The sequence below is a fragment of the Rhodococcus sp. GQ147 genome (assembly GCF_059759155.1).
This window is the reverse complement of the sequence record NZ_JCAXDU010000023.1, coordinates 45,454-69,859: the sequence shown is the minus strand read 5'-3', so window position 1 is coordinate 69,859 and position 24,406 is coordinate 45,454. Positions and strand designations below refer to the sequence as shown.

At 68.9% G+C, this 24,406-nt stretch carries 19 protein-coding genes; 11 read left to right on the top strand and 8 right to left on the bottom strand.

Features of this window, described 5'->3' with window-relative positions; translation table 11 throughout:
* The first annotated feature begins 78 nt into the window (after positions 1-78).
* A complete protein-coding gene (locus AC6CID_RS21695; protein ID WP_064060930.1) occupies positions 79-2,073 on the top strand; it encodes a S9 family peptidase in 1,995 nt (664 codons plus the stop codon).
* A 32-nt stretch (positions 2,074-2,105) separates the two neighbouring features.
* Here AC6CID_RS21695 and AC6CID_RS21690 read toward each other — a convergent pair whose 3' ends face one another.
* The gene (locus AC6CID_RS21690; RefSeq protein WP_064060952.1) at positions 2,106-2,471 is read right to left on the bottom strand and encodes a hypothetical protein; all 366 of its coding nucleotides are present in this window, start codon (positions 2,469-2,471) and stop codon (positions 2,106-2,108) included.
* A 182-nt stretch (positions 2,472-2,653) separates the two neighbouring features.
* Here AC6CID_RS21690 and AC6CID_RS21685 point away from each other — a divergent pair, with 182 nt between their 5' ends.
* The 9 genes from AC6CID_RS21685 to proB all read left to right on the top strand — a co-directional run bounded on the left by AC6CID_RS21685 (position 2,654) and on the right by proB (position 14,956).
* Positions 2,654-5,314, top strand: a complete 2,661-nt coding sequence (locus tag AC6CID_RS21685) for a valine--tRNA ligase (protein ID WP_064060931.1) — start codon at positions 2,654-2,656, stop codon at positions 5,312-5,314.
* Complete coding sequence (gene folC / locus AC6CID_RS21680) at positions 5,311-6,732, top strand: bifunctional tetrahydrofolate synthase/dihydrofolate synthase (protein ID WP_064060932.1); 1,422 nt, start codon at positions 5,311-5,313, stop codon at positions 6,730-6,732. Before AC6CID_RS21685 ends, folC begins: the two co-directional genes overlap by 4 nt.
* Positions 6,729-7,139 carry a DUF4233 domain-containing protein gene (locus AC6CID_RS21675; RefSeq protein ID WP_006551180.1) on the top strand — a complete coding sequence of 137 codons (411 nt, stop codon included), beginning with the start codon at positions 6,729-6,731 and terminating at the stop codon, positions 7,137-7,139. Before folC ends, AC6CID_RS21675 begins: the two co-directional genes overlap by 4 nt.
* A gap of 9 nt (positions 7,140-7,148) precedes the next feature.
* Entirely contained in the window at positions 7,149-7,568 is a 420-nt protein-coding gene (gene ndk / locus AC6CID_RS21670) for a nucleoside-diphosphate kinase (RefSeq protein ID WP_006551181.1), read from the top strand.
* 445 nt (positions 7,569-8,013) lie between these two features.
* Positions 8,014-11,358: a translation initiation factor IF-2 N-terminal domain-containing protein gene (locus AC6CID_RS21665; protein ID WP_498354444.1), complete on the top strand. Its 3,345-nt coding sequence runs from the start codon at positions 8,014-8,016 to the stop codon at positions 11,356-11,358.
* Positions 11,359-11,592: 234 nt separating this feature from the next.
* Positions 11,593-11,904, top strand: coding sequence for a 50S ribosomal protein L21 (rplU, locus tag AC6CID_RS21660; RefSeq protein ID WP_006551183.1), 312 nt, complete (start codon positions 11,593-11,595; stop codon positions 11,902-11,904).
* Between the two features lie 36 nt (positions 11,905-11,940).
* Positions 11,941-12,204 carry a 50S ribosomal protein L27 gene (gene rpmA, locus AC6CID_RS21655; RefSeq protein WP_006551184.1) on the top strand — a complete coding sequence of 88 codons (264 nt, stop codon included), beginning with the start codon at positions 11,941-11,943 and terminating at the stop codon, positions 12,202-12,204.
* Positions 12,205-12,343: 139 nt separating this feature from the next.
* Positions 12,344-13,801 (top strand): GTPase ObgE, encoded by a 1,458-nt coding sequence (gene obgE / locus AC6CID_RS21650; protein WP_019289071.1) that lies wholly within the window; start codon positions 12,344-12,346, stop codon positions 13,799-13,801.
* 51 nt (positions 13,802-13,852) lie between these two features.
* On the top strand, positions 13,853-14,956 hold the full coding sequence (proB, locus tag AC6CID_RS21645; RefSeq protein WP_006551186.1) for a glutamate 5-kinase: 1,104 nt from the start codon (positions 13,853-13,855) through the stop codon (positions 14,954-14,956).
* 5 nt (positions 14,957-14,961) lie between these two features.
* Here the strand turns inward: proB and AC6CID_RS21640 are convergent, their stop codons facing one another.
* Positions 14,962-15,807 carry an NAD-dependent protein deacetylase gene (locus tag AC6CID_RS21640; protein WP_006551187.1) on the bottom strand — a complete coding sequence of 282 codons (846 nt, stop codon included), beginning with the start codon at positions 15,805-15,807 and terminating at the stop codon, positions 14,962-14,964.
* A 5-nt stretch (positions 15,808-15,812) separates the two neighbouring features.
* Positions 15,813-17,351 carry an ATP-dependent DNA ligase gene (locus tag AC6CID_RS21635; protein ID WP_498354443.1) on the bottom strand — a complete coding sequence of 513 codons (1,539 nt, stop codon included), beginning with the start codon at positions 17,349-17,351 and terminating at the stop codon, positions 15,813-15,815.
* Positions 17,352-17,485: 134 nt separating this feature from the next.
* Here AC6CID_RS21635 and ligD point away from each other — a divergent pair, with 134 nt between their 5' ends.
* A complete protein-coding gene (gene ligD / locus AC6CID_RS21630; protein ID WP_498354442.1) occupies positions 17,486-18,424 on the top strand; it encodes a non-homologous end-joining DNA ligase in 939 nt (312 codons plus the stop codon).
* Between the two features lie 24 nt (positions 18,425-18,448).
* Here ligD and AC6CID_RS21625 read toward each other — a convergent pair whose 3' ends face one another.
* From AC6CID_RS21625 to AC6CID_RS21605, 5 genes are all read right to left on the bottom strand, one after another.
* Positions 18,449-19,384, bottom strand: a complete 936-nt coding sequence (locus tag AC6CID_RS21625) for a D-isomer specific 2-hydroxyacid dehydrogenase family protein (protein WP_024100603.1) — start codon at positions 19,382-19,384, stop codon at positions 18,449-18,451.
* Positions 19,385-19,433: 49 nt separating this feature from the next.
* Complete coding sequence (locus tag AC6CID_RS21620; protein ID WP_006551191.1) at positions 19,434-19,832, bottom strand: ectoine synthase; 399 nt, start codon at positions 19,830-19,832, stop codon at positions 19,434-19,436.
* A 58-nt stretch (positions 19,833-19,890) separates the two neighbouring features.
* A complete protein-coding gene (gene ectB / locus AC6CID_RS21615) occupies positions 19,891-21,180 on the bottom strand; it encodes a diaminobutyrate--2-oxoglutarate transaminase (protein WP_006551192.1) in 1,290 nt (429 codons plus the stop codon).
* Between the two features lie 61 nt (positions 21,181-21,241).
* Positions 21,242-21,748: a diaminobutyrate acetyltransferase gene (gene ectA, locus AC6CID_RS21610; protein ID WP_064060935.1), complete on the bottom strand. Its 507-nt coding sequence runs from the start codon at positions 21,746-21,748 to the stop codon at positions 21,242-21,244.
* 216 nt (positions 21,749-21,964) lie between these two features.
* Positions 21,965-24,151: a RecQ family ATP-dependent DNA helicase gene (locus tag AC6CID_RS21605; RefSeq protein ID WP_064060936.1), complete on the bottom strand. Its 2,187-nt coding sequence runs from the start codon at positions 24,149-24,151 to the stop codon at positions 21,965-21,967.
* Positions 24,152-24,406: the final 255 nt, after the last annotated feature.

Genomic DNA, 24,406 nt, shown 5'->3' with positions numbered 1-24,406 from the left:
CCGCCGAACGACCAGGTTACAGACGAACTCGGTGCCACCTTGCGGACCGCCCACCGCCGCTCCCGATATCGTCCAGGCATGACGGCCTTCCACGAGCTCGACGACTACCTGGCGCTTCCTCGCGTCACCTCCCTCACGATGTCCCCGGACGGGAATCGCCTGGTGATCACGCAGTCGACGCTCGACGACAAGGCCACCTCGTACACCGAGGCTTTGTGGGAGGTGGATCCCGAAGGCAACGCCCCGGCGCGCCGCCTCACCCACGGCACCACGGGTGAATCGAACCCGACCTTCACCGCGTCCGGCGACCTGCTGTTCACCGCCGCCCGGGGCAAGGACGATCCGCCGGTGTCGTTGTGGCGACTGCCCGCAGCGGGCGGCGAGGCCGAGCAGGTCGGATCCCGCAAGGGTGGATTCGCATCGGTGCACGCGGCATCCGAGGCCGACCGGATCGTCCTCGTCGCGTCCGTCCTCGGCCACAGCGAGTCCGACGACGAACGGATCCGGGACGCCCGTAAGGACAAGGTCGTCACCGCGGTGCTGCACACGGGCTATCCGGTGCGCTACTGGGACCACGATCTCGGACCCGACCAGCCGCACCTGCTCGTCCCGGACAACTGCGGCCACGGGTTCACCGACCTCACGCCCGGGATCCGAGGGTCGCTGCGTGATGGCTCCGTCGACATCGCTGCCGACGGTTCGTTCGCCGCCGCGACCTGGGTGGTCCCCGGTCCGCTCGCCTCGCGCCGGGTCACGCTCGTGCGGGTCGATCTCGGCACCGGCCTGCGCACCCCGCTCGTCGACGACGAGACCGGCGACGCGACGCACCCGTCGATCTCGCGCGACGGGACGAAGCTCGCCTACCTGCACGAATCGATGGGCGACGCGGAGAACCCGCCGCAGATCACCGTCCGCGTCCTGGACATCGCGAGCGGAACCACGACCATCGAGGCCCCTGAATGGGACAGACGTCCCACTTCCGTCACCTGGCTGCCCGACGGTTCCGGTCTCGTGCTCACCGCCGACGACCACGGCCGTGCGCCGGTCTTCGTGCAGAGACTCGGGTCCGCGCAGCCCGACCGCCTGACCGCGGACGACGCCGCCTACACGGACGTCTGTCTCGCACCCGACGGCAGCAGGGCGTACGCGCTGCGCGCCTCCTACGAAGCGCCGCCGCACCCCGTGCGCATCGACCTCACCGGACCGGACGCCGGCACCGTCACGCCGCTACGTGCTCCCGCTGCGCTCCCGGAACTGCCGGGACGTCTCGAGGAACTGACCACCGAGGCCGCCGACGGCACGCCGCTGCGGGCGTGGTTCGCGCTTCCGCACACGGCGTCCGCCGACGACCCCGCGCCGATGCTTCTGTGGGTGCACGGCGGTCCGCTGAGCAGCTGGAACACCTGGTCGTGGCGCTGGAACCCGTGGCTCCTCGTCGCCCGCGGCTATGCGGTGCTGCTGCCCGATCCCGCACTGTCCACCGGCTACGGCGACGACTTCGTGCGGCGTGGCTGGGGTCGGTGGGGGAACGAACCGTACACCGATCTGATGGCCGTCACGGATGCCGCGGTCGCGCGTGAGGATATCGACGAGGAGCGGACCGCGGTGATGGGCGGATCGTTCGGTGGATATCTCGCCAATTGGATCGCCGGGCACACCGACCGGTTCCGCGCGGTCGTCACCCACGCGGGTCTGTGGGCGCTGGACCAGTTCACCCCGACCACCGACGTTGCCTGGTACTGGCAGCGGGAGATGACCCCGGAGATGGCGGTCGAGAACTCACCGCACCTGTTCGTCGCCGACATCGTCACGCCCATGCTCGTGATCCACGGCGACAAGGACTATCGCGTCCCGATCGGCGAAGCCCTGCGCCTGTGGTACGAGCTGCTCAACGAATCGGGTCGACCCGCCGAGGACGACGGCACCACCGTCCACCGTTTCCTGTACTTCCCGTCCGAGAACCACTGGGTGCTGAAGCCTCAGCACTCGAAGATCTGGTACCGGGCCGTCGAGGCGTTCCTGTCCGAGCACGTGCTCGGTCGCCCGCTCGACCTGCCGGACGAGCTGGGCTGACCGAGGACGTCCGCTCGGGGTCTACTGCCTCGCTATTCGGGGGGGCGCCGCTGGTCGCCCGGCGAGACCGGCGGACGCGTGGGCTCGTCGGTGGCCGGTGTCGACTCGCTCGTCGCGGAACCGGAACCGGCCGAGTGCTGACCCGATCCGCCGCGATGGGTGACCTTCTCGGCGAGACCACCGACCGTCTCCTGGAGGTGCGGTGCCTTCTCCTTCACGACGCCGGCCGCTTCCGTCACCTTGTCCTGTACCGCAGGAATGACCTTTTCCTGCACTGCCGGGTTGTGCCACAGCTCGTTCGAACGCCCCCGCATCTTGTCGTAGGTCTCGCGTCCCGCCCGGGTCCCCGCGACGAATCCCGCGGCCGCACCTGCAGCGAAGATCAATGCCCGCATCATGACGGTGTCCTCCGTCCTGTCCGTTCGGCGTCCGCGCATTCGGCCGCCCGGCACTGCGATACCCGGTCGGGGAGCGGGCCACACTCTTCTGTCGCGACCCCTGTCCGGCTCTGTCGCGACCCTTGTCCATCTCTGTCGTGGCCCGTGTCCAGGAGGTTCGCCGCGACGCTTACGATTGACGGGTGACCAGTGCGCCAGAGAACTCGCAGAACCCCGCCGACGCCCTTCCCAAGAGCTGGGACCCCAGCGCCGTCGAAGCGGAGCTCTACCAGCAGTGGGTCGACGCCGGCTACTTCGAGGCCGACCCCACGAGCGACAAGCCCGGGTACTCGATCGTCCTGCCGCCGCCGAACGTCACCGGCAGCCTGCACATGGGTCACGCCCTCGACCACACCCTCATGGACGTGCTCTCCCGCCGTAAGCGCATGCAGGGCTACGAGGTGCTGTGGCTGCCCGGCATGGACCACGCCGGCATCGCCACCCAGACCGTCGTCGAGAAGCAGCTCGCCGCCGACGGCAAGAAGAAGGAGGACCTCGGTCGCGAGGCCTTCATCGAGAAGGTCTGGCAGTGGAAAGCCGAGTCCGGCGGCATGATCCAGGGCCAGATGCGTCGCATCGGCGACGGTGTGGACTGGTCGCGCGACCGCTTCACCATGGACGAGGGGCTGTCCCGCGCGGTGCAGACGATGTTCAAGCGCCTCTACGACGAGGGGCTGATCTACCGGGCCGAGCGCCTGGTCAACTGGTCGCCCGTGCTGCAGACCGCGATCTCCGACATCGAGGTGAAGTTCGAGGAGGTCGAGGGCGAACTCGTCTCCCTGCGCTACGGCTCCCTGAACGACGACGAGCCGCACGTCGTCGTCGCTACCACTCGTGTGGAGACGATGCTCGGCGACACCGCCGTCGCGGTGCACCCCGAAGACGAGCGCTACAAGGACATCATCGGCACGACGCTCGAGCACCCGATCACCGGCCGGCAGATCCCGATCATCGCCGACGAATACGTCGACCCCGAATTCGGTACGGGCGCAGTGAAGATCACGCCTGCGCACGACCCCAACGACTTCGAGATGGGCCTGCGGCACGACCTGCCGATGCCCACGATCATGGACAAGGCCGGTCGTATCGCCGACTCCGGCACCCGCTTCGACGGCATGGACCGTTTCGAGGCGCGCATCGCGATCCGCGAGGAACTCGCCGCGCAGGGCCGCGTCGTCGCCGAGAAGCGCCCCTACCTGCACAGCGTCGGCCACTCCGAGCGGTCCGGCGAGACCATCGAGCCGCGGCTGTCGATGCAGTGGTGGGTCAAGGTAGACAAGCTCGCCAAGGCTGCCGGCGACGCGGTGCGCAACGGTCACACCGTCATCCACCCGGCGAGCCAGGAACCGCGCTGGTTCGACTGGGTCGACAACATGCACGACTGGTGCATCTCGCGTCAGCTGTGGTGGGGTCACCGCATCCCGATCTGGTACGGCCCGAACGGCGAGGTCGAGTGCTTCGGCCCCGACGAGATCGCCCCCGAGGGCTGGGAGCAGGACCCGGACGTGCTCGACACGTGGTTCTCGTCCGGCCTGTGGCCGTTCTCCACGATGGGCTGGCCGGAGAAGACCCCCGAGCTCGACAAGTTCTATCCCACCAGCGTTCTCGTCACCGGCTACGACATCCTGTTCTTCTGGGTCGCCCGCATGATGATGTTCGGCACCTACGTGTCGGGTGACGACGCGGTGCACCAGGCGCAGGTGCCGTTCCGGGATCTGTTCCTGCACGGCCTCGTCCGCGACCAGTTCGGCAAGAAGATGTCGAAGTCGCGCGGCAACGGCATCGACCCGCTCGACTGGGTCGAGCGTTTCGGCGCCGACGCCCTGCGCTTCACGCTGGCGCGCGGCGCGAACCCGGGTGGCGATCTCGCCGTCGGTGAGGACCACGCCCAGTCGTCGCGCAACTTCGCGAACAAGCTGTTCAACGCGACCAAGTTCGCATTGATGAACGGCGCGGTGATCGGCGAGCTCCCGGCCCGCCAGCAGCTCACCGACGCCGACCGGTGGATCCTCGACCGCCTCGAGCAGGTGCGGACCGAGGTCGACGCGGCCTTCGATCATTACGAGTTCTCGAAGGCGTGCGAGGCGCTCTACCACTTCGCGTGGGACGAGGTCTGCGACTGGTATCTCGAGCTCGCCAAGGTCCAGCTCGCCGAGGGCAGCGCCCACGCCGACGGCACCAAGATTGTGCTCGGCACCGTCCTCGACCAGCTGCTGCGCCTGCTGCACCCGGTCATCCCGTTCGTCACCGAGACCCTGTGGAAGGTGCTCACCGGTGGCGAGTCCGTCGTCGTCGCGTCCTGGCCCGAGACGTCCGGCATCGCCACCGACGAGACCGCGGCGCAGCGGGTCGCCGACCTGCAGAGGCTCGTCACCGAGATCCGCCGGTTTCGCAGCGACCAGGGTCTCAAGCCGTCACAGAAGGTCGCGGCCCGGCTCGTCGGTGTCGAGGACGCCGATCTCGTCGCGCAGGTGCCGGCCGTGCAGTCGCTCGCGCGCCTGACCGCGCCGGAGGACTCGTTCTCGGCCACCGCGTCGATCGAGGTCCGGCTGAGCCGCGCGACGGTCACCGTCGAGCTCGACACCTCCGGCAGCATCGACGTCGGCGCCGAGATCGCGCGCCTGCGCAAGGATCTCGCCGCCGCGGAGAAGGAACTGACGGGCACCTCCGCGAAGCTGTCGAACGAGGCCTTCCTCGCGAAGGCACCCGATCAGGTGGTCGAGAAGATCCGCGGTCGCAAGCAGATCGCGGAAGAGGAGATCGCACGGATCACCGCACGACTGAAGGAGCTGGGCGCGGCGTGAGCACCGACACCCCGGGGGCGCCGTCCCCGGTGGACCTGGCCGAACTGACGCTCGTCGAAGCCGAGCTCGACAAGCGCTGGCCGGAAACGAAGATCGAGCCGTCCCTGGCGCGGATCGCCGCGCTCATGGACATCCTCGGCTCGCCGCAGAACAGCTACCCGTCGATCCACGTGGCCGGCACGAACGGCAAGACGTCGACAACCCGGATGATCGACGCGCTGCTCACCCGCATGCACCACCGGGTCGGCCGGACGACGAGCCCGCACCTGCAGCTCGCCTCCGAGCGGATCAGCATCGACGGCGCGCCGGTCTCGCCGCGGACCTACGTCGACACCTACCGCGACATCGAACCGTACGTCCGGATGATCGACGAGCAGTCCGAGGCGGCCGGTGGCCCGAAGATGAGCAAATTCGAGGTCACCACGGCCATGGCGTTCGCGGCATTCGCCGATGCACCCGTCGACGTGGCGGTCGTCGAGGTCGGTCTCGGCGGACGGTGGGACGCCACGAACGTCGTCACCGGGCAGGTCGCGGTGATCACGCCCGTCGGCATCGACCACACCGGCTATCTCGGCGACACCCTCACGGAGATCGCGGGGGAGAAGGCCGGGATCATCAAGAAGGCACCCGACGACGGTCTCGTGCCCCGCGACACCGTGGCGATCATCGCGCAGCAGGAACCGGAGGCGATGGACGTGCTGCTGCGGCAGGCCGTCGAGGCCGACGCGGCCGTGGCCCGTCAGGGATCCGAGTTCGCGGTGGTGCGGCGTGCGGTCGCCGTCGGCGGACAGCAGATCGACCTGCAGGGTCTCGGGGGTCTCTACACCGACATCTTCCTGCCGCTCCACGGCGAGCACCAGGCGCACAACGCGTCGGTCGCGCTGGCCGCGGTCGAGGCGTTCTTCGGGGCGGGCCCCGGCAAGCAGCTCGATGTCGAGGCGGTGCGCGACGCGTTCGCGTCGGTGACCACGCCGGGCCGGCTCGAGCGGGTGCGCAATGCGCCCACCGTCTTCCTCGACGCCGCGCACAATCCGCACGGCGCGAAGGCCCTCGCGGCCGCGCTCGCCCAGGAATTCGACTTCCGCAAGCTCGTGGGCGTCGTGAGCGTGATGGCCGACAAGGACGTCGCAGGTCTGATCGAGGCGCTCGAACCGGTCTTCGACGAGATTGTCGTCACCCACAACGGGTCGCCGCGAGCGATGGACGTCGACGATCTCGCGAACATCGCCGTCGCCCGATTCGGCGACGAACGGGTCGTCACCGCGGCGACGCTCCCGGATGCGATCGAAACCGCGATCGCGATCGCGGAGGAGGTCGGCGAGCCCGGCGAAGCGGTGTCGGGCGCCGGGGTCGTGGTCACCGGTTCGGTGGTGACCGCAGGTGCGGCCCGCAGTCTGTTCGGAAAGGATCCCGCGTGAGCAACGACAAGCCGGAGGAACAGAAGTTCCGGCCGCCGACGACGGACCCCTGGAAGGGCTTCCGCGGCGTGATGGCGGGAACGCTCGTGCTCGAGGCGATCGTGGTGCTGCTGGTGCTGCCGGTGATCGCGACCGTCGGCGGGGGACTGAGCGCGTGGTCGACGACCTACGTCGTGGGCCTCGCCGTTCTCATGTTCCTCGGAGCCGGGGTGCAGAAGAAGTCGTGGGCGATCCCGTTCAACATCACGCTGCAGGTGCTCGCCGTGCTCGGCTTCTTCGTCGACCTCGCGTTCGGTGCGGTGGGTGTGCTCTTCGCCGCGGTGTGGGCGTACATCTTCTACCTGCGCAAGGACATCAGGGATCGCGAATCCAGGGGTCTGCTGCCGGGCCAGCGGGACGACCTCTAGGCTTGTCGCGTGACTGAGCGGACCCTGGTACTGATCAAGCCCGACGGCGTCGCACGCCGTCACGTCGGAGAGATCCTCTCGCGCATCGAGCGCAAGGGGCTGGACATCGTGGCTCTCGAGCTGCGCACTGCGACGGAGGAGGTCGCCGGAGCGCACTACGCCGAGCACGAGGGCAAACCCTTCTATCCCTCGCTGATCGAGTTCATTACCGGCGGCCCCCTCGTGGCCGCGGTCCTCGAAGGCCCGCGCGCGATCGCGGCGTTCCGTCAACTCGCCGGTGGCACCGATCCGGTCGAGAAGGCCGTGCCCGGCTCGATCCGCGGCGACCTCGGCCTGGACCCGGGCGAGAACCTGGTCCACGGCTCCGACTCGGTGGAGTCCGCCGAGCGCGAGATCGCTCTCTGGTTCCCCGCCCTGGCTGCGAAGTAACAGCCCCGCACGAGCGGCGCCTGGCGTGTCGCTCACGAAACCTCTCGGGGCGTCGCGCTTCGCGCCTCCCGACACCGCCGACGGCGCCCTCCGGGGCGCCGTTGGCGTATCCGTGCATCTCCGTGTGGGATACTGGCAGAGGTTGCTCCGCACACACCGCGTGCGGAGCGGCCGAACGACATCACGGATCGATGCCCGACATCGCTGTGGCCGAGGACGAAGGAGACACCTCGCTCGGCGGCACGCTGGATGTTCCGGCGCTCGACCCGCGATCAAGCCAGGCATTGCTCGGCCGTGCAGTGAAAACGGGCACCGGACGACCGCGCGATGCGAGACCGGAAGGACTCGCGCCCACCCGGCGCGAGTACACAAGCTGCGCCCCCGCGTGGCCGCTCACATCGCTGTTGTCGGTGGTGGACGCGCCCGGGGGCCTTAGGAGACCTACGTGGCCGATCAAGAGCCGCCGGAGAACAACTCGATCGAAGCGTCGGACGCAGGGGGACGGAACCTCCTCGGTCTGCCTGCCAAGATCCGCGTCCATGCCCTCGCCAAGCTGCTGGGGCTGACCAGTAAGCAGGTGATCGCGAAAGCCGCCGAGCGCGGCACCGAGCTGCGCAGTGCGCACTCGACCCTCCCACGCGACGTCGCGGAGGACCTGCACGCTGCGTTGAGCGACGACACGGGCACGGCCGAGCCCGCCGTGCAGGAAGCCGAGACGGCTCCCGAGGCCGAGACCGCCCCCGAGCCTGCCGCGGAGACGACTCCCGAGCCTGCGGCCGAGGCTGCGGAGACCGCCGAGGCCGAGCCGGTCGAGAGCGACGAGCTGCGACCCGCCGAGAAGACCGCGGACGAGACCGCACCGCAGGCCGTCGAGATCCCCTCCGTCGGAGGACCCACCGGGTTGTTCACGTCGGTGGAGCAGAGCACGTCGCTGTTCGAGATGCCCGAGCCGTCCACCACGGCCGAGCCGATCGTCGCTGCACCGCTGTTCCTCCAGCCCGAGGTACCTTCGCCTGCCGAGGGAGAGGAGGAGACCCGCCCGCGTCGCCGGCGCGCACGCCGCGGAAAGGACACCGAGCAGGCACCGGCCGAGGACGAGCAGCAGACCGCCGAGCCGGCCGCCGAGTCCACCGAGGAAGCGCCGTCGCACCAGGCGGACGAAGACCAGGACGACCAGCCGCGTCGCCGCCGACGCGGACGTCGCGGTCGTGGACGTGGACGCGGGGACGGCACCGACACCGACCAGCAGGACGAGACGACCGCGACCGGCGAGGACTCCGAGTCCGCCGCCGCGGAGACGGAGAAGTCCGCGGCCGCGGAGACGGAGAAGTCCGCGGCCGCGGAGACGGAGAAGTCCGCCGAAGCGGAGTCCACCGCAGCGGAGACTCCCGCCGAGGAGACCGCCGGCACCGAGGAGAGCACCTCCGACGAGTCCGCCTCGGGCGACGAGCAGAGCAGCGACGAGCACGACACCGACGACGAGCAGGGCGGGGGGACGTCCCGTCGTCGCCGCCGTCGCCGTCGCCGTCGCGGTTCCGACACCGACACCGCGAGCACCGACGACGACTCGGTTCCCACGGTCGTCCACGAGCGGGAGCCGCGTCCGAAGAGCCGCGCCAAGGACGAGGTCCAGGGCATCAGCGGTTCGACGCGCCTCGAGGCGAAGCGTCAGCGTCGTCGCGACGGTCGCGAGGCCGGTCGCCGCCGGCCCCCGATCCTCACCGAATCCGAGTTCCTCGCCCGCCGCGAGGCTGTCGACCGGGTCATGGTCGTGCGCGAACGCACGGGCGGTTCCCACGCGGGCATGACGCAGGTCGCGGTGCTCGAGGACGGCATCCTCGTCGAGCACTTCGTCACGACCTCCGGTTCGGCGTCGATGGTCGGCAACATCTACCTCGGTCGCGTGCAGAACGTCCTCCCGTCCATGGAGGCGGCGTTCATCGACATCGGCCGTGGCCGCAACGGCGTGCTCTACGCGGGTGAGGTGAACTGGGAGGCCGCCGGCCTCGGAGGCAACTCCCGCAAGATCGAGCAGGCCCTCAAGCCCGGCGACCAGGTGGTCGTGCAGGTCAGCAAGGACCCGGTCGGTCACAAGGGCGCGCGTCTGACCACCCAGATCAGCCTCGCCGGACGCTTCCTGGTCTACGTGCCGGGAGGTTCGTCCACGGGCATCAGCCGCAAGCTCCCCGACACCGAGCGCAAGCGTCTGAAGGACATCCTCCGCGAGATCGTCCCCTCCGAGGCGGGCGTGATCATCCGTACCGCCGCCGAGGGCGTGAGCGAGGAGGAACTCTCGCGCGACGTCACCCGCCTGCAGACGCAGTGGGAGTCGATCCGCGAGCAGTCCGAGAAGCTGCAGGCCGACGCCTCGGGCCAGCCGAAGACGCTCTACGAGGAGCCGGATCTGCTCGTGAAGGTCGTGCGAGACCTGTTCAACGAGGACTTCTCCAAGCTCGTCATCGAGGGCGACTCGGCGTGGAACACCGTCGAGAGCTACATCCGGACGGTCGCACCCGACCTGCTGCCGCGCGTCGAGCGCTACCGTTCGGAGAACTCGGTGGACGTCTTCGGTGCGCACCGCATCGACGAGCAGCTCGCGAAGGCTCTCGACCGCAAGGTGTGGCTGCCGTCCGGCGGCACGCTCGTCATCGACCGCACCGAGGCGATGACCGTCATCGATGTCAACACCGGCAAGTTCACCGGTTCCGGCGGCAACCTCGAGGAGACGGTCACCCGTAACAACCTCGAGGCGGCCGAGGAGATCGTCCGCCAGATGCGCCTGCGCGACATCGGCGGCATGATCGTCGTCGACTTCATCGACATGGTCCTCGAGTCGAACCGCGACCTCGTACTGCGTCGCCTGACCGAGGCCCTCGGCCGGGACCGCACCCGCCACCAGGTCTCGGAGGTCACCTCGCTCGGCCTGGTCCAGATGACGCGCAAGCGGCTCGGGACCGGTCTCGTCGAGGCGTTCTCCACCACCTGTGAGCACTGCAGCGGCCGCGGCCTCATCGTGCACTCGGAGCCGATCGAGTCGAAGTCCTCGGACGACTCCGGTCGTTCGTCCGGCGGTGGTTCGCGGCGTAAGCGTGGACGCGACAAGAGTTCGCAGGAGCCCGCCGCCGAGACGCACACGACGCCGTCGCCCGAAGAGGTCGTCAAGCGTGCCGCGCACCCCGTCGCGCTCGCGATGGCCGCGCACAACTCGACACCGGCCGCGGACGCTCCGGCCGCAGAGCCGGCAGCGACCGAGACCGCATCCGAGGCGGCGTCCGCACCTGCGGGCGACGTCGACCCGGTCAAGGTCACCGAGCCGCTGCGGGCCGTCGAGCCCGAGAAGGTCGCCGCACCGACGAAGGAGCCCGTCGCAGGGGAGGACGCCACCACGGTGACGACCGCCTCCGACGAGCCCGCCGAGATCGAGGCAGAGGTCGCAGCAGCCGAAGCCGCGGTCGCGGAGACCGCTGTTCCCGAGGCTGCCGTGTCCGAGACGGCCGTCTCCGGCGCAGGGGAGAGCACCGACGGAGCGGCTTCCGTCGAGGCCGCAGGACCGGCTCCGCGTCGCCGTCGGGCACGCAGGGTCGCCCGGGCGGCCGCAGCGCCCGCCGGGGACGGTGGGCCTACAGCCAAGGTGTTCGTCGTCCCCGCGACGACCGGGTCGTCCACGGGGGCCGAGTCGGACTCCCGGCCGAGCACACCGGTCGAGACGCCGGTGGAGATCGTGCGGCGACCGCGTTCGCGGCGTGCCGCAGGGCGCCCCGCCGGACCTCCGGTGGACGCCGAAGCGTGACCCTCCGCTTCCGGGCCGGTCACGACCGGCCCGGAAGCGGGCACTACCGTGCCACCCGGTTTGACCCTGGGAGTCACCTTCCCGTAATCTTGTTCAGTCGCTACTCGGCGATAGTGCCCAGCCGCGTCCGGATTCAGGATGCCGGCGGGACCCGAGTCAGCAACCACACCAGACCAGTCGCGTCCGCAGCACTGTGGCGCGAGCACGTTCGAAGAAGCAAGGGGTAGCCGTCCGATGGCAACGTACGCGATCGTCAAGACCGGCGGTAAGCAGTACAAGGTCGCTGAAGGCGACCTCGTCAAGGTCGAGAAGATCGAGGGTGAGCCCGGCGCTGCTGTCTCGCTTGCCCCGGTCCTCGTCGTCGACGGATCCGAACTGACCACCGACGCCGACAAGCTGGCCAAGGTCTCGGTCACCGGCGAGATCGTCGAGCACACCAAGGGCCCGAAGATCCGCATCCACAAGTTCAAGAACAAGACCGGGTACCACAAGCGCCAGGGCCACCGTCAGAAGCTGACGGTCGTCAAGGTCACCGGCATCAAGTAAACCGAGCTTCGAGCTTCAACCCCAGGAGGGTTCGTCATGGCACACAAGAAGGGCGCATCCAGCTCCCGTAACGGTCGCGATTCGAACGCACAGCGACTCGGCGTCAAGCGCTTCGGTGGCCAGGCCGTCAACGCCGGCGAGATCATCGTGCGCCAGCGCGGCACCCACTTCCACCCCGGCGTGAACGTGGGACGCGGCGGCGACGACACGCTGTTCGCCCTCGCGGCCGGTGCCGTCGAGTTCGGTACCAAGCGCGGTCGCAAGACCGTCAACATCGTTCCGGCTGCGGCAGACGCCTGATCTGCCGTCCGGTAACGGACACCGCGGGACCAGCTCCCGCGACATACTCCCAATAGGGGCGGGCCAGGGTCGCACACCCTGACCCGCCCTTGTTGCGTTGATCACCAGGTTTGTTTTTAGGACGAGAGAAGGTCCACCCATGTCCCGCTTCATCGACCGGGTGGTGCTGCACGTCAGCGCCGGCAAAGGCGGCAACGGCTGCGCCTCCGTCCACCGCGAGAAGTTCAAGCCGCTCGGCGGCCCCGACGGCGGTAACGGAGGAAACGGCGGCGATGTCGTCCTCGAAGTCGACCGGAACGTCCACACCCTGCTCGACTTCCACTTCCACCAGCACGCCAAGGCGACCAACGGTGCCCAGGGCGCCGGCGGCCACCGCAACGGTGCCAACGGCGGCGACCTCGTCCTGAAGGTTCCCGACGGCACCGTCGTACTCGACCGCGACGGCCGCATCCTCGCCGACCTCGTGGGCACCGGCACGCGTTTCGTCGCCGCGCACGGCGGTCGCGGTGGTCTCGGCAATGCCGCACTCGCGTCGAAGGCACGCAAGGCCCCCGGCTTCGCGCTCCTCGGTGAGGAAGGCGAGGAACTCGACCTCGTCCTCGAACTGAAGTCCGTCGCCGACGTCGGCCTCGTGGGCTTCCCCTCGGCCGGCAAGTCGTCGCTCGTGTCGGTGCTGTCGGCCGCCAAGCCGAAGATCGCCGACTACCCGTTCACCACCCTCGTGCCGAATCTCGGTGTGGTGCAGTCGGGCGACACGACCTTCACCGTCGCCGACGTGCCCGGCCTGATCCCCGGCGCCAGTGAGGGTCGCGGCCTCGGCCTCGACTTCCTCCGTCATCTCGAGCGCTGCGCCGTGCTCGCGCACGTTGTCGACTGCGCGACCCTCGAACCCGGCCGCGACCCGATCTCCGACATCGACGCGCTCGAGGCCGAACTCGCCGCCTACCAGCCTGCGCTGTCGGGCGACAGCGGACTCGGCGACCTCGCCGAGCGCCCCCGCATCGTCATCCTCAACAAGGCCGACGTGCCCGACGCGAAAGAACTCGCCGAGTTCGTCACCCCCGAACTCGAGGCCCGTGGCTGGCCGGTCTTCACGATCTCGGCCGTGAGCCGCGACGGCCTGCGTCCGCTGACGTTCGCCCTCGCGAGGATGGTCGACGAGTACCGGGCGGCGCATCCGCCGGCCGCGCCCACCCGCCCGGTGATCCGTCCCGTCGCCCGCGACGAGGAGGCCTTCACCGTGGTCCGCGATCCCGAGGTGCCCGGCGGATTCATCGTGCGGGGCACCCGTCCCGAGCGGTGGGTGCGCCAGACGGCCTTCGACAACGACGAGGCCGTGGGTTACCTCGCCGACCGACTCGCCCGTCTCGGCGTCGAGGACAAGCTCGTCAAGCTCGGCGCGGAACCCGGATGCTGGGTCACCATCGGCGAGGTCGGCTTCGAGTGGGAACCGCAGACGCAGGCCGGCGTGGACGTCGTGCCCACCGGTCGCGGCACCGATGCCCGTCTCGACCAGGTCGACCGCGTCGGCGCTGCCGAGCGTCGCCACGCGAAGAAGGTGCGCCGCGGCCTGGCCACCGACGACGAGTTCGAGTAACCGTCCGCGCGCCCCGACCGTTCAGGAAACCCGAAGCGTACCGAGGAGAACATGAGCGACACCCGGGAGGTCGTCTCCCACGCCCGCAGCGTAGTGGTCAAGATCGGCTCGTCGGCGATCACGAGCCTGGTGGGTGGACTCGACCGTGGCCGGCTCGATCGTCTCGTCGATGCCATCGAGGCCCGCATCCGCACGGGTTCGAGTGTCATCGTGGTCTCCTCGGGTGCGGTCGGTGCCGGGCTCGCACCGCTCGGTCTCACGAGTCGGCCGCGTGATCTCGCGACGAAGCAGGCCGCGGCCAGCGTCGGGCAGCTCACCCTCGCCCACGCCTGGGGCACCTCCTTCGCCCGCTACGACCGCACGGTGGGCCAGGTGCTCCTCACCGCCGACGACATCGGCCGGCGCACTCAGCACCGCAACGCGCAACGCACCCTCGACCGGCTGCGTTCGCTCGGGGCGGTGCCGGTGGTCAACGAGAACGACACCGTCGCGACCGTCGAACTGCGCTTCGGCGACAACGACCGGCTCGCTGCACTCGTCGCGCATCTCATCGGCGCCGACGCGCTGATCCTGCTGTCCGACGTCGACGGCTTGTACGACGGGGATCCCCGCAAGGGCTCCGCGAACCTCATCCCCGAGGTCCGCACCCCCGAGGATCTCGACGGTGTGGTCGCCGGGTCGGGCGGCGCGCTGGGCACCGGTGGCATGGCGTCGAAACTGTCCGCGGCCCGTCTCGCGGCGGACTCCGGCGTGCCGGTGCTGCTCGCCGCGGCCTCCCAGGCCGATCGTGCGCTGGGCGCCGCCGACGTCGGCACGGCCTTCGCGGCCCGCCCACAGCGTCTGTCGGCGCGGCGTTTCTGGGTGCGGCACGCCGCCGACGTCCACGGTTCGCTTTATCTCGACGAGGGTGCCGTGCGGGCCGTGATGGAGCGGCGACGCTCGTTGCTCGCCGCCGGAATCACCGGCACCAGTGGCGGTTTCCACGCCGGCGACGTCGTCGGCATCGTCGCGCCCGACGGCCGCACGGTCGCGCGCGGGGTGGTGGCCTACGACGCGTCCGAACTCGATTTCATGATCGGCTTCTCGACCGGTCAGCTGCCGCCGGATCTCCAGCGACCCGTCGTGCACGCCGACGACCTCGTCCGGGTGGTCTGAGAACCTCACGAAGTCGGTGCGGTCACCGCGTCGGCCAGGAAGGCGAGGGTCTCCGAGGTACCCGCCTCGAGCTTGAGGGTCGCCAGCGCATCCCCGCGGGTGGGGCCACGATTGATCACCACCACCGGGATGTTCCGCTGCACGGCGCGACGTACGAACCGCAACCCCGACTGCACCGTCAGTGAGCTCCCGGCGACCAGCAGGGCGTCGGCACCGTCCACCACCGAGAAGGCGAGATCGACGCGCGGGCGCGGCACCGTCTCCCCGAAGTACACGATGTCGGGTTTGAGCATCCCGTCGCAGCGCTCGCAGTCGACGACGACGAAGTCCTCGGTGTCGGTGACCACCGCGTCCGCATCGGGGGCGACCTCGAGACCGGTCGTCGCGCGCATCCGGTCGTCGAATCCCGGATTGGCCGCGCACAGCCGTTCGTGCAGCGTGAACCGCGAGATGCGGTGTTCGCACGACAGGCATCGGACCTGCGCGTAGGTGCCGTGCAGGTCGATGACCTGCCGGCTGCCGGCCTTCGTGTGCAGCAGGTCGACGTTCTGGGTGATCACGCCGACGACGGAACCGGCGCGTTCGAGGGCCGCGAGCGCCCGGTGCCCGGGATTCGGGCGGGCGGCGTCCATGTGCTTCCAGCCGACGTGGTTGCGGGCCCAGTAGCGTTGCCGGAACTCCGCGTCGCCGACGAACTGCTGGTAGGTCATCGGGTTGCGGGGCGGCGAGTCCGGTCCGCGATAGTCGGGGATACCGGAGTCCGTCGACAGCCCGGCGCCGGTGAGAACAGCGATCCGACGGCCGTGCAGGAGAGTGGGCAGGTCGTCGGAACGGAGTGGAACGTCGATCACTCCTTCTACGGTAGGCGGCTTCCGGGAACCGGTGCCGCGGGCAGCAGCGCGCGGACCGCATCGATGGTGTCGGCGTCGGCGGCCGACTTGTCGGGCCGGTACCGCAGCACCCGTGCGAAGCGCAGCGCCACCCCGCCCGGATAGCGGCTGCTCGTCTGCACTCCGTCGAGTTCGATCTCGACGACGATCGCGGGTCGCAGGTGGACGGTGTGCTCGTCGCGGTGTGTCTCGTGGCGTGGGAATTCCTCTGTCTGCCACTGCAGCAGCGCGTCGGTGAGTCCCTTGAACGTCTTCCCGACCATGATCGGCGGACCACCGTCGGGGTCGCGGGCACCGAGGTGCAGGTTGGACAGGAAGCCGGTGCGGCGCCCGTAACCCCATTCGGCGGCGAGCACCACGAGATCCAGGGTGTGCTCGGGTTTGACCTTCTGCCAGGCTCGGCCCCGGCGGCCGGCGGTGTAGGTCGATGTGAGCGACTTCACCATGACGCCCTCGTGACCGTTGCCGAGCGAGTCACCGAGGTGCGCCTCGGCGCTGTCGGCGTCCGGAGCGACGAGCGCGGGGATGCGGTGCTCACCCGCGACGCGGGCGAGATGGTCGCGACGCACCGACAGCGGCTCGTCGAGCAGGTCGGCGCCGTCGAGGTGCAGGCAGTCGAAGAAGTACGGGTGGAGAAGCAGTTCGCGTCCGGAGCGGGCACCGAACCGGCTCATGGTCTCCTGGAACGGTCGGGGACGGCCGGCATCGGTGAGCGCGAGTGTCTCGCCGTCGAGCACGACACTGCGGCACGGCAGCGCCCGGACGAGTTCGGCCAGTTCGGGGACCGATGCGGTGATGTCGCGCAGCGTGCGGGTGAAGATCCACACCGCGTCCTCGTGGCGGTGCACCTGGATGCGTGCACCGTCGAGTTTGTACTCCACGCTCACCGCCCCGTCGAACTCGATGAGTGCCGCCTCGAGCGACTCGGCGGGTGAGGCTAGCATCGGCCGGACCGGTCGGCCGAGCTCCAGGCCGAACTCCGCCAGCGCGTCGACACCACCCTCGAAGGCCGCCGCTGCGGCCTGCGCGAGTCGGCCCGACAACATCACCGCCCGACGGACCGGTTCGACGGGGAGACCGGCTGCCGCTGCGACCGCATCGGTCATCACCCCTTCGAGCGCGCCCTGCCGCAGCTCACCGCCGAGGAGCGCGACGAGGAAACGCTGCTCGGCCTCGGTGGCCCGTTCGAACAGATCCAGGAGCAGTTGCTGCCGCGCGGCGGTGGATCCGGAACCGGAGATGCCGGCGAGGCGGTCGAGGAAGCCGGACACCTCGTCGACGTCGAGCACGGGATCGTCGGCGACCGGTGCGGAGAGGCCGGCGAGGGTGCGGAAACCGACACCCAGGCGACCCTGGGTCATCTCTCCGGACAACCACGAGACCACCGCTTCGACCTCGTGAGGTTCGGCGCGCCCGAGTAATTCCCGCAGCAGATCGATCTTGGTGCGTCGTGACCGTGTGGCGGCGACGGCGACGGAGGTGTCGACAACCGAGTGCAGCAGCATCGCTTCGACGTTAGCGCCCGGACGTGCCACGCGGAGGAAATCGTGCGCCGGGGTGTATTTCCGCACGGGGTGGGAATCGAGAGGCCAGGATGGTGCACAGGACGCCTCCACGCAGGGAGGGACGGGAGACGCGGATGAGCAAGGACGCCGATGCAGTCGAACTCGACGTGGACGGTCGCACGGTGCGCATCTCGCACCCCGAGCGCGTGTACTTCCCCGAGATCGGGGCGACCAAGCTCGACCTCGCGAACTACTACCTGAGCGTGGGAGAGGGGATCGTCCGGGCACTCCGCGAACGGCCCTGCATGCTGCACCGGTTCCCCGACGGGCTCGAAGGGCGGAAGGTACACCAGAAGCGTTTGCCGCGCGGGGCTCCGGACTGGGTCGAGACCGTGCGGGTGCACTTCCCGCGCTACGACCGCGATGCCGACGAACTGTGCGTGACCCATCTCGCCGACGTCGTGTGGGCCGTGCAGATGTCCACCGTGGAGTTCCATCCGTGGAACTCGCGGCGCAGCGACGTGGAGCGACCCGACGAGTGGAGGATCGACCTCGATCCGATGCCCGACTGCGATTTCGACCGGGTCCGGCGTGTCGCGAAGGTGGCGCACGAGGTGCTCGACGAACTCGGTGCCATGGGCTGGCCGAAGACCTCGGGCGGCGACGGCCTGCACGTCTACGTCCGGATCGCGCCGGAATGGGAGTTCGACGACGTCCGAAGGGCCGCATGGGCTTTCGCGCGGGAGGTGGAACGACGCGCGCCCGGCGACGTGACGACGGCATGGTGGCGCAAGGAACGCGACCCGTCGGCGGTCTTCGTCGACTACAACCAGAACTCGCGCGACCACACGATCGCCAGTGCCTATTCGGTCCGCGGTGTGTCGGAGGCGACGATCTCCACTCCGGTGCAGTGGGAGGAGATCGACGACCTCGAACCACGGGACTTCACGATCCGGACCGTGCCGAAGCGGTTCGAGGAACTCGGCGACCTGCACTCGGGTATCGACGACGCGGTCTTCTCCCTCGATCCGCTCCTGGAATGGGCGGAACGCGACGAGAAGCCGTCGGAGTGAGCCCTATGGCCCGGTAGACGTGGCCTAGTAGCCGGCGCTGGGATCGACGACCCCGATCGGCACGAGGCCGGATGCGAAGCGTGTGACGTTCTCGATCACGTGCTCGAGATAGGCCGGGATGCGCAGCGGGGGTGGATTGGCGTCGTGGGGAGTGATCACGGCGTTGGGGAGCGTCCACAACGGATGATCCTCGGGGAGCGGTTCGGGATCGGTGACGTCGAGCCCTGCACCACCGATCGCGCCGGATCGGAGAGCGGCGACGAGGGCGTCGGTGTCGACGAGATCGCCCCGGGCGACGTTGACGACCCACGCCGTGGACTTCATCGCTGCGAGCTCGGTTGCGCCGACGAGCTGCTCGACGTCGAGAGTGGCCGTCGCGGAGATGACGAAATGATCTGCCAGAGGCCATATCTCGTCGATACGTTCGACGGGGAACGTCTCGATGGCTCCCGGCACGGGACGACCGCTGCGGGTGACGGCGAGCGCGCGCGCCCCCAGCGCGGCCAGCATCGGGATCAGCGCCCGGCCGACACCCCCGGCGCCGATGATCCCGACCGTCGCGCCGCGGAGGGTGCCGACGACCGGCGCGAGACTCTCGGGTGTCCACGAGGTGGCCGCCAGATGGGCCGGCAGGGCCCGGACCCCGGCGAGCAGGAGCAGGAGCGCGTGCTCGGCGACGGTCGTGGAGTAGGCCGCGGCCGCCGACGTCCAGGTGACGCGAGGATGGGCCTTGACGACGCCCTGCGACAGCCAGTACTCGACACCGGCGGACGGTAGCTGCACCCAGCGGACGGAGGCGGGGAGGACCTCGGGGAAGTCCTGCGGCCCGGCCGTCCAGACGAGCGCGTCGGGGGTCTCCTCGAGTCCGCAGGGCACGCCGCCCCCGCCCGTGACCGCCCGTTCGAAACGGGGGTCGCGCTCGGGGCCGACAGCGATGCGGGGCGCACGCTCGGGAGTCATGGTCTCGACTCTAAGCGTCCGCCCCGCATCGGTCACGTGGTTACCGCGCTCAGGCAGGTTCGACGATCAACGGGTACACACCGTTCTCGTCGTGCACCTCACGGCCGGTGACCGGAGGATTGAAGACGCACAGCATGCGCATGCGCGTTTCGGGGAGCACGCGGTGACGCTCGTGTCCGTTGAGCAGGTACATCGTGCCCGGAGCGAGGTCGTACTCCACGTCGTTGTCGAGGTCCTGGAGCTTGCCGGTGCCCTCGACGAGCCATACGGCCTCGACGTGGTTGGCGTAGTGGAACTCGTTGACAGTGCCGGGTTCGATGGTGGTCTCGTGGAACGAAAAGCCCACCTTGTCGCCGGCGAGGACGATGCGCTTGCTGCGCCACTGGCCGTCCTCCGAGACGACGTCGCGCTCGGTGCCGGTGATCTCTTCTGTCGTACGAACGATCATGGGTGTCGAAAGTCCTTCTTCTGCAAGTGGGTTCGGAACGGGCGGAGCGGGGGACCGCTCAGGAACGGACCTTGGCGGTCGCTTCCGCCAGGATGTTCAGCCCGAACTCGAGTTCGTCGTCGGTGATGGTCAGCGGCGGCAGCAGCTTGACGACCTCGTCCGACGGACCGGAGGTCTCGGCGAGCAGACCCTCTTCGAAGGCCAGGGCGCAAACCTTGTCGGCGTCCTCCGGCTTGTCGAAGACCAGGCCCTGGACCAGGCCGCGGCCGCGGGTCGAGACGCCGTCGAACATGTCCGACAGGTTCATGAAGGTCTGACGGATGCGCTCGCCCTTGCGCAGGGTGTCGCGCTCGAGCTTGTCGTCGGCCCAGTAGTGCTCGAGGGCGGCAGCCGCCGTCACGAAAGCCGGGTTGTTGCCGCGGAAGGTGCCGTTGTGCTCGCCCGGGCCCCACACGTCGAGCTCACGCTTGAACAGGGTGAGCGCCAGCGGCATTCCGTATCCGCCGATCGACTTCGACAGGGTCACGATGTCGGGCGTGATGCCGGCGATCTCGAACGAGAAGAACGGGCCGGTGCGGCCGCAGCCCATCTGCACGTCGTCGACGATCAGCAGGATGTCGCGTTCCTTGCACAGGTCGGCCAGAGCGCGAAGCCACTCGGGGCGAGCAACATTCACGCCGCCTTCACCCTGCACGGTCTCGACGATGACCGCGGCCGGACGGTTCAGGCCGCTGCCCGCGTCGTCGAGGACGCGCGAGAACCACTGGAAGTCCTCGGTGACGCCGTTGAAGTAGTTGTCGAACGGCATCGGCGTGGCGTGGACGAGGGGGATACCCGCGCCGGCGCGCTTCATCGAGTTACCGGTCACCGACAGCGCACCCAGGGTCATGCCGTGGAAAGCGTTGGTGAAGTTGATGATCGACTCGCGACCGGTCACCTTGCGGGCGAGCTTGAGCGCCGCCTCGACGGCGTTCGTGCCGGTCGGGCCGGGGAACTGGACCTTGTAGTCCAGGCCGCGCGGCGCGAGCACGTGCGACTCGAAGGTCTCGAGCAGCTTGCGCTTGGCGACGGTGTACATGTCGAGGCCGTGGGTGACGCCGTCGCTCATGATGTAGTCGACCAGGGCCGACTTGAGAACCGGATTGTTGTGGCCGTAGTTCAGGGCTCCGGCGCCGGCGAAGAAGTCGAGGTAGTCCTTGCCGTCCTCGCTGCGCAGCCAGGATCCCGATGCCTTGTCGAAAACGGCGGGCCAGCCGCGGCTGTAACTCCGGACCTCGGATTCGAGGTGCGAGAAAATCGCAGTATCGGGCTTACTGGTGGTCTCGGGCTTGTTTTCCAGGATGGTCATGTCGTGGTCCTCCTGTGATTATTCGAGAATTACGAAGATGTCGTGCGCACACGCGCTGCGATCATTCGCCGATGGTGTAGAGATCCTCGGCCAGATGTGAATCGGGGAAATCGTCGGGCGCGAACAACTCGGTGCGAGTGATATGCGTTCCGCGGCGACGCGCGAGAGCGGTGAACATTGCGATCGACGCTTCGTTGTCGGGACTCACCGTCGTTTCCAGACGGGTCACGCCGAGCGGCTCGAGTCGGTCGAGCAGAGCGTCGAGCATACGGCCGGCCACTCCACGTCCACGCTGGTCTGCGTCGACTGCCACCTGCCAGACGAACAGGGTGTTCGGGAAGTCGGGACGGCGGTAGCCGGTCACGAATCCCACGGGGCGATCGGTGTCGTCCGTTGCGACGACCGATGTGTCGGCGAAATCGCGACACCACAACACATATGCGTAACCGGAATTGACGTCGAGAACCTGCGAATCACGCGCGATCTGCCAGAGTCGTCTACCGTCGGCGATACGCGGACGCCGGAATTCGATTGCAGCCGGCTCACTACCGGACTCGGTGGCGGCCACCTCCGAAGAGGTGGTCGCGGTATTCGATTCAGCCGAGTCGGGGGTCGGGGTACTTCTTTCCTTGACGGGCCTCATATGTCCTTTCAACCTAACAACTTCCGGTGTCGAGATCACGCCCGTGTCCGGAATCGGGATCGGAACCCTGTGGTCCGTGCAGGTCGAGCGCATGTTGTGATGCCGGTCACAAACATGTTACGTCGGTCCTCCTCGTGGCGATTACTTCGGGCTCGCGAGTGCGTACGGCAACACCGCGTCGGCTCCCGCGGCGACGAGAGTTCTCGCCGCCATCGTGAACGTCCAGCCGGTGTCGGTCACCGCATCGACGAGAAGGATCGGACCACTCGACCCGAGGTTGTCGGGTCGCTCCCACGCATCGATCAGTGCGGCGACCCGATATGCCGAGTTCGCTGCCGTCGGCTCCGTATTCCCGCTTCGGCGTCGCAATACACCTAGATCTCGTAATCGTCCGATTTGTGCCAATCGGGACGCGAGTGACTCGACGAGCAGGGGATGTGTGGGGGAGTCCATGGCCATGACGGCGGTGGGCCGCTCCTCCCAGTCCCACGCGGCGAGCACCGCGATCGACGCGTCGACCACCGCCTTCGGCACTTCGCGGTCCGGTCCGTCGAGCAGTTCGCGCAGTCGCGGTCCCCATCCCAGATCCGACAGCCTGCCCAGCACTCGCCCGGGGTGCGGACCGTCCGTGATCCGGCCCGACAGCGGGATCCCGAGGGTCGACATTCCCGTGGGCCACTGCCGGCGAGGCGGCAGATCCACACCGGGGCGTTCGAGCCGGGCGCGGGTGCGGGCGACCTCGTCGTCGCCGACGGACGTCTCCCACCGGGAGCCGATGCAGTTGTCGCACCGGCCGCAGCCGGGGCCTCCGGCGGTGTGATCGCAGCCGGGGCCTCCGGCGGTGTGATCGCAGCCGGGGGTCCGGGTGTCGAGATCGGGGTCGTCGAGCTGACGGCGGAGGAAGACCATGCGGCATTCGGTGGTGCGTTCGTATTCGAGCATCGCCTCCTGTTCCGCGGCGCGCGCCTCCTCGAGCCGCCCGTAGCGCTCCTCGTCGTACATCCAGGGCTGCCCGGTGGCGATCCAGCCACCCTTGACCCTCTTCACCGCTCCGTCGACGTCGAGGACCTTGAGGACCATCTCCAGGCGGGAGCGCGTGAGGTCGACCCGCGGTTCGAGCGCGGGTGTCGATACCGGCCGTTCGGTATCGAGCGCTGCGATCACACGGCGTACGAGTGCCTCGTCCGGGAAGGCGACCGAGGCGAACCACTGCCAGATCCGGCGGTCCTCCGGGCCGGGGAGCAGAACCACCTCGGCGCGTTCGGTGGAGCGACCCGCACGCCCGACCTGCTGGTAGTAGGAGATCGGGGACGAGGGAGCGCCGAGGTGCACCACGAAGCCGAGGTCGGGCTTGTCGAAGCCCATGCCGAGTGCCGAGGTCGCGACGAGCGCCTTGACCTTGTTGTCGAGGAGATCGGCCTCGAGCTGTTCACGTTCGGTCGGTTCGGTCTGACCGGTGTATGCCGCCACTGCATAGCCGTGGTCGGTGAGCAGCGCCGCGAGGTCGCGGGCGGCGGAGACCGTCAGCGCGTACACGATGCCCGAGCCCGGCAGATCCTTCAGATGTTGCGCGAGCCATGCTGCGCGTCGTGCCGGTTCGTCGATCCGCACCACCGACAGGTGCAGCGACGGACGGTCGAGGCCGCCGCGCAGCACGAGCGTGCCGTCGGAGCCGGCATTGCTGCTTCCACCGAGGTCGCTGCCTCCGCCGACACCGAGCTGGGCGGCGATGTCGGCGACAACCCGGTCGTTGGCGGTCGCGGTCGTCGCCAGGACCGGGATGTCGTCGCCGAGTTCGGCGACGAGGGTGCGGATGCGGCGGTAGTCGGGCCGGAAGTCGTGACCCCAGTCCGACACGCAGTGCGCCTCGTCGACGACCACCAATCCGGCGTCGCGGGCGAGGGAGGGCAAGACCTGGTCGCGGAAGTCGGGGTTGTTGAGGCGTTCGGGGCTGACGAGGAGGACGTCGACCTCACCCGCCGCGATCCGCTCGTGGATCGCCGCCCATTCCGTCACGTTGCCGGAGTTGATGGTCGCGGCGTGGACGCCCGCCCGCTCGGCGGCCGCGACCTGGTTGCGCATCAGGGCGAGCAGCGGCGACACGATCACCGTGGGACCGCGGCCCTGCCGGCGCAGCAGTTTGGCGGAGATGAAGTAGACGGCCGACTTTCCCCAGCCTGTGCGCTGGACGACGAGGGCGCGGCGACGGTGTACCACGAGCGCCTCGATCGCGACCCATTGGTCGTCGCGGAGCCGGGCATCGGGGCCTGCCAGCTCGCGGAGAAGGTGCTCGGCATCGTCGCGCAACAGGTCGGTGGAGTTCGTCATGCTGCAATCGTGCCCGACGACGTTCCGTCACGGCGACGGTGAACGGTTCTCCGGGGGCGGCGAACGGTACTGATGCGGCGGCGAACGGGGATACCGTAGAGATAGCGACGGAGTGGCTCTCACGAAAGAGGGTGGCACCCAGTGTCAGTCGGCGTGGCAGAGATCATGATGTAAAAGCTTGCGAAACAACAACTCCCGATTGCATCGATCTTGGAGTGCGACTCGTGGCACTCTGTGTCCGAATTGGTGACGGCG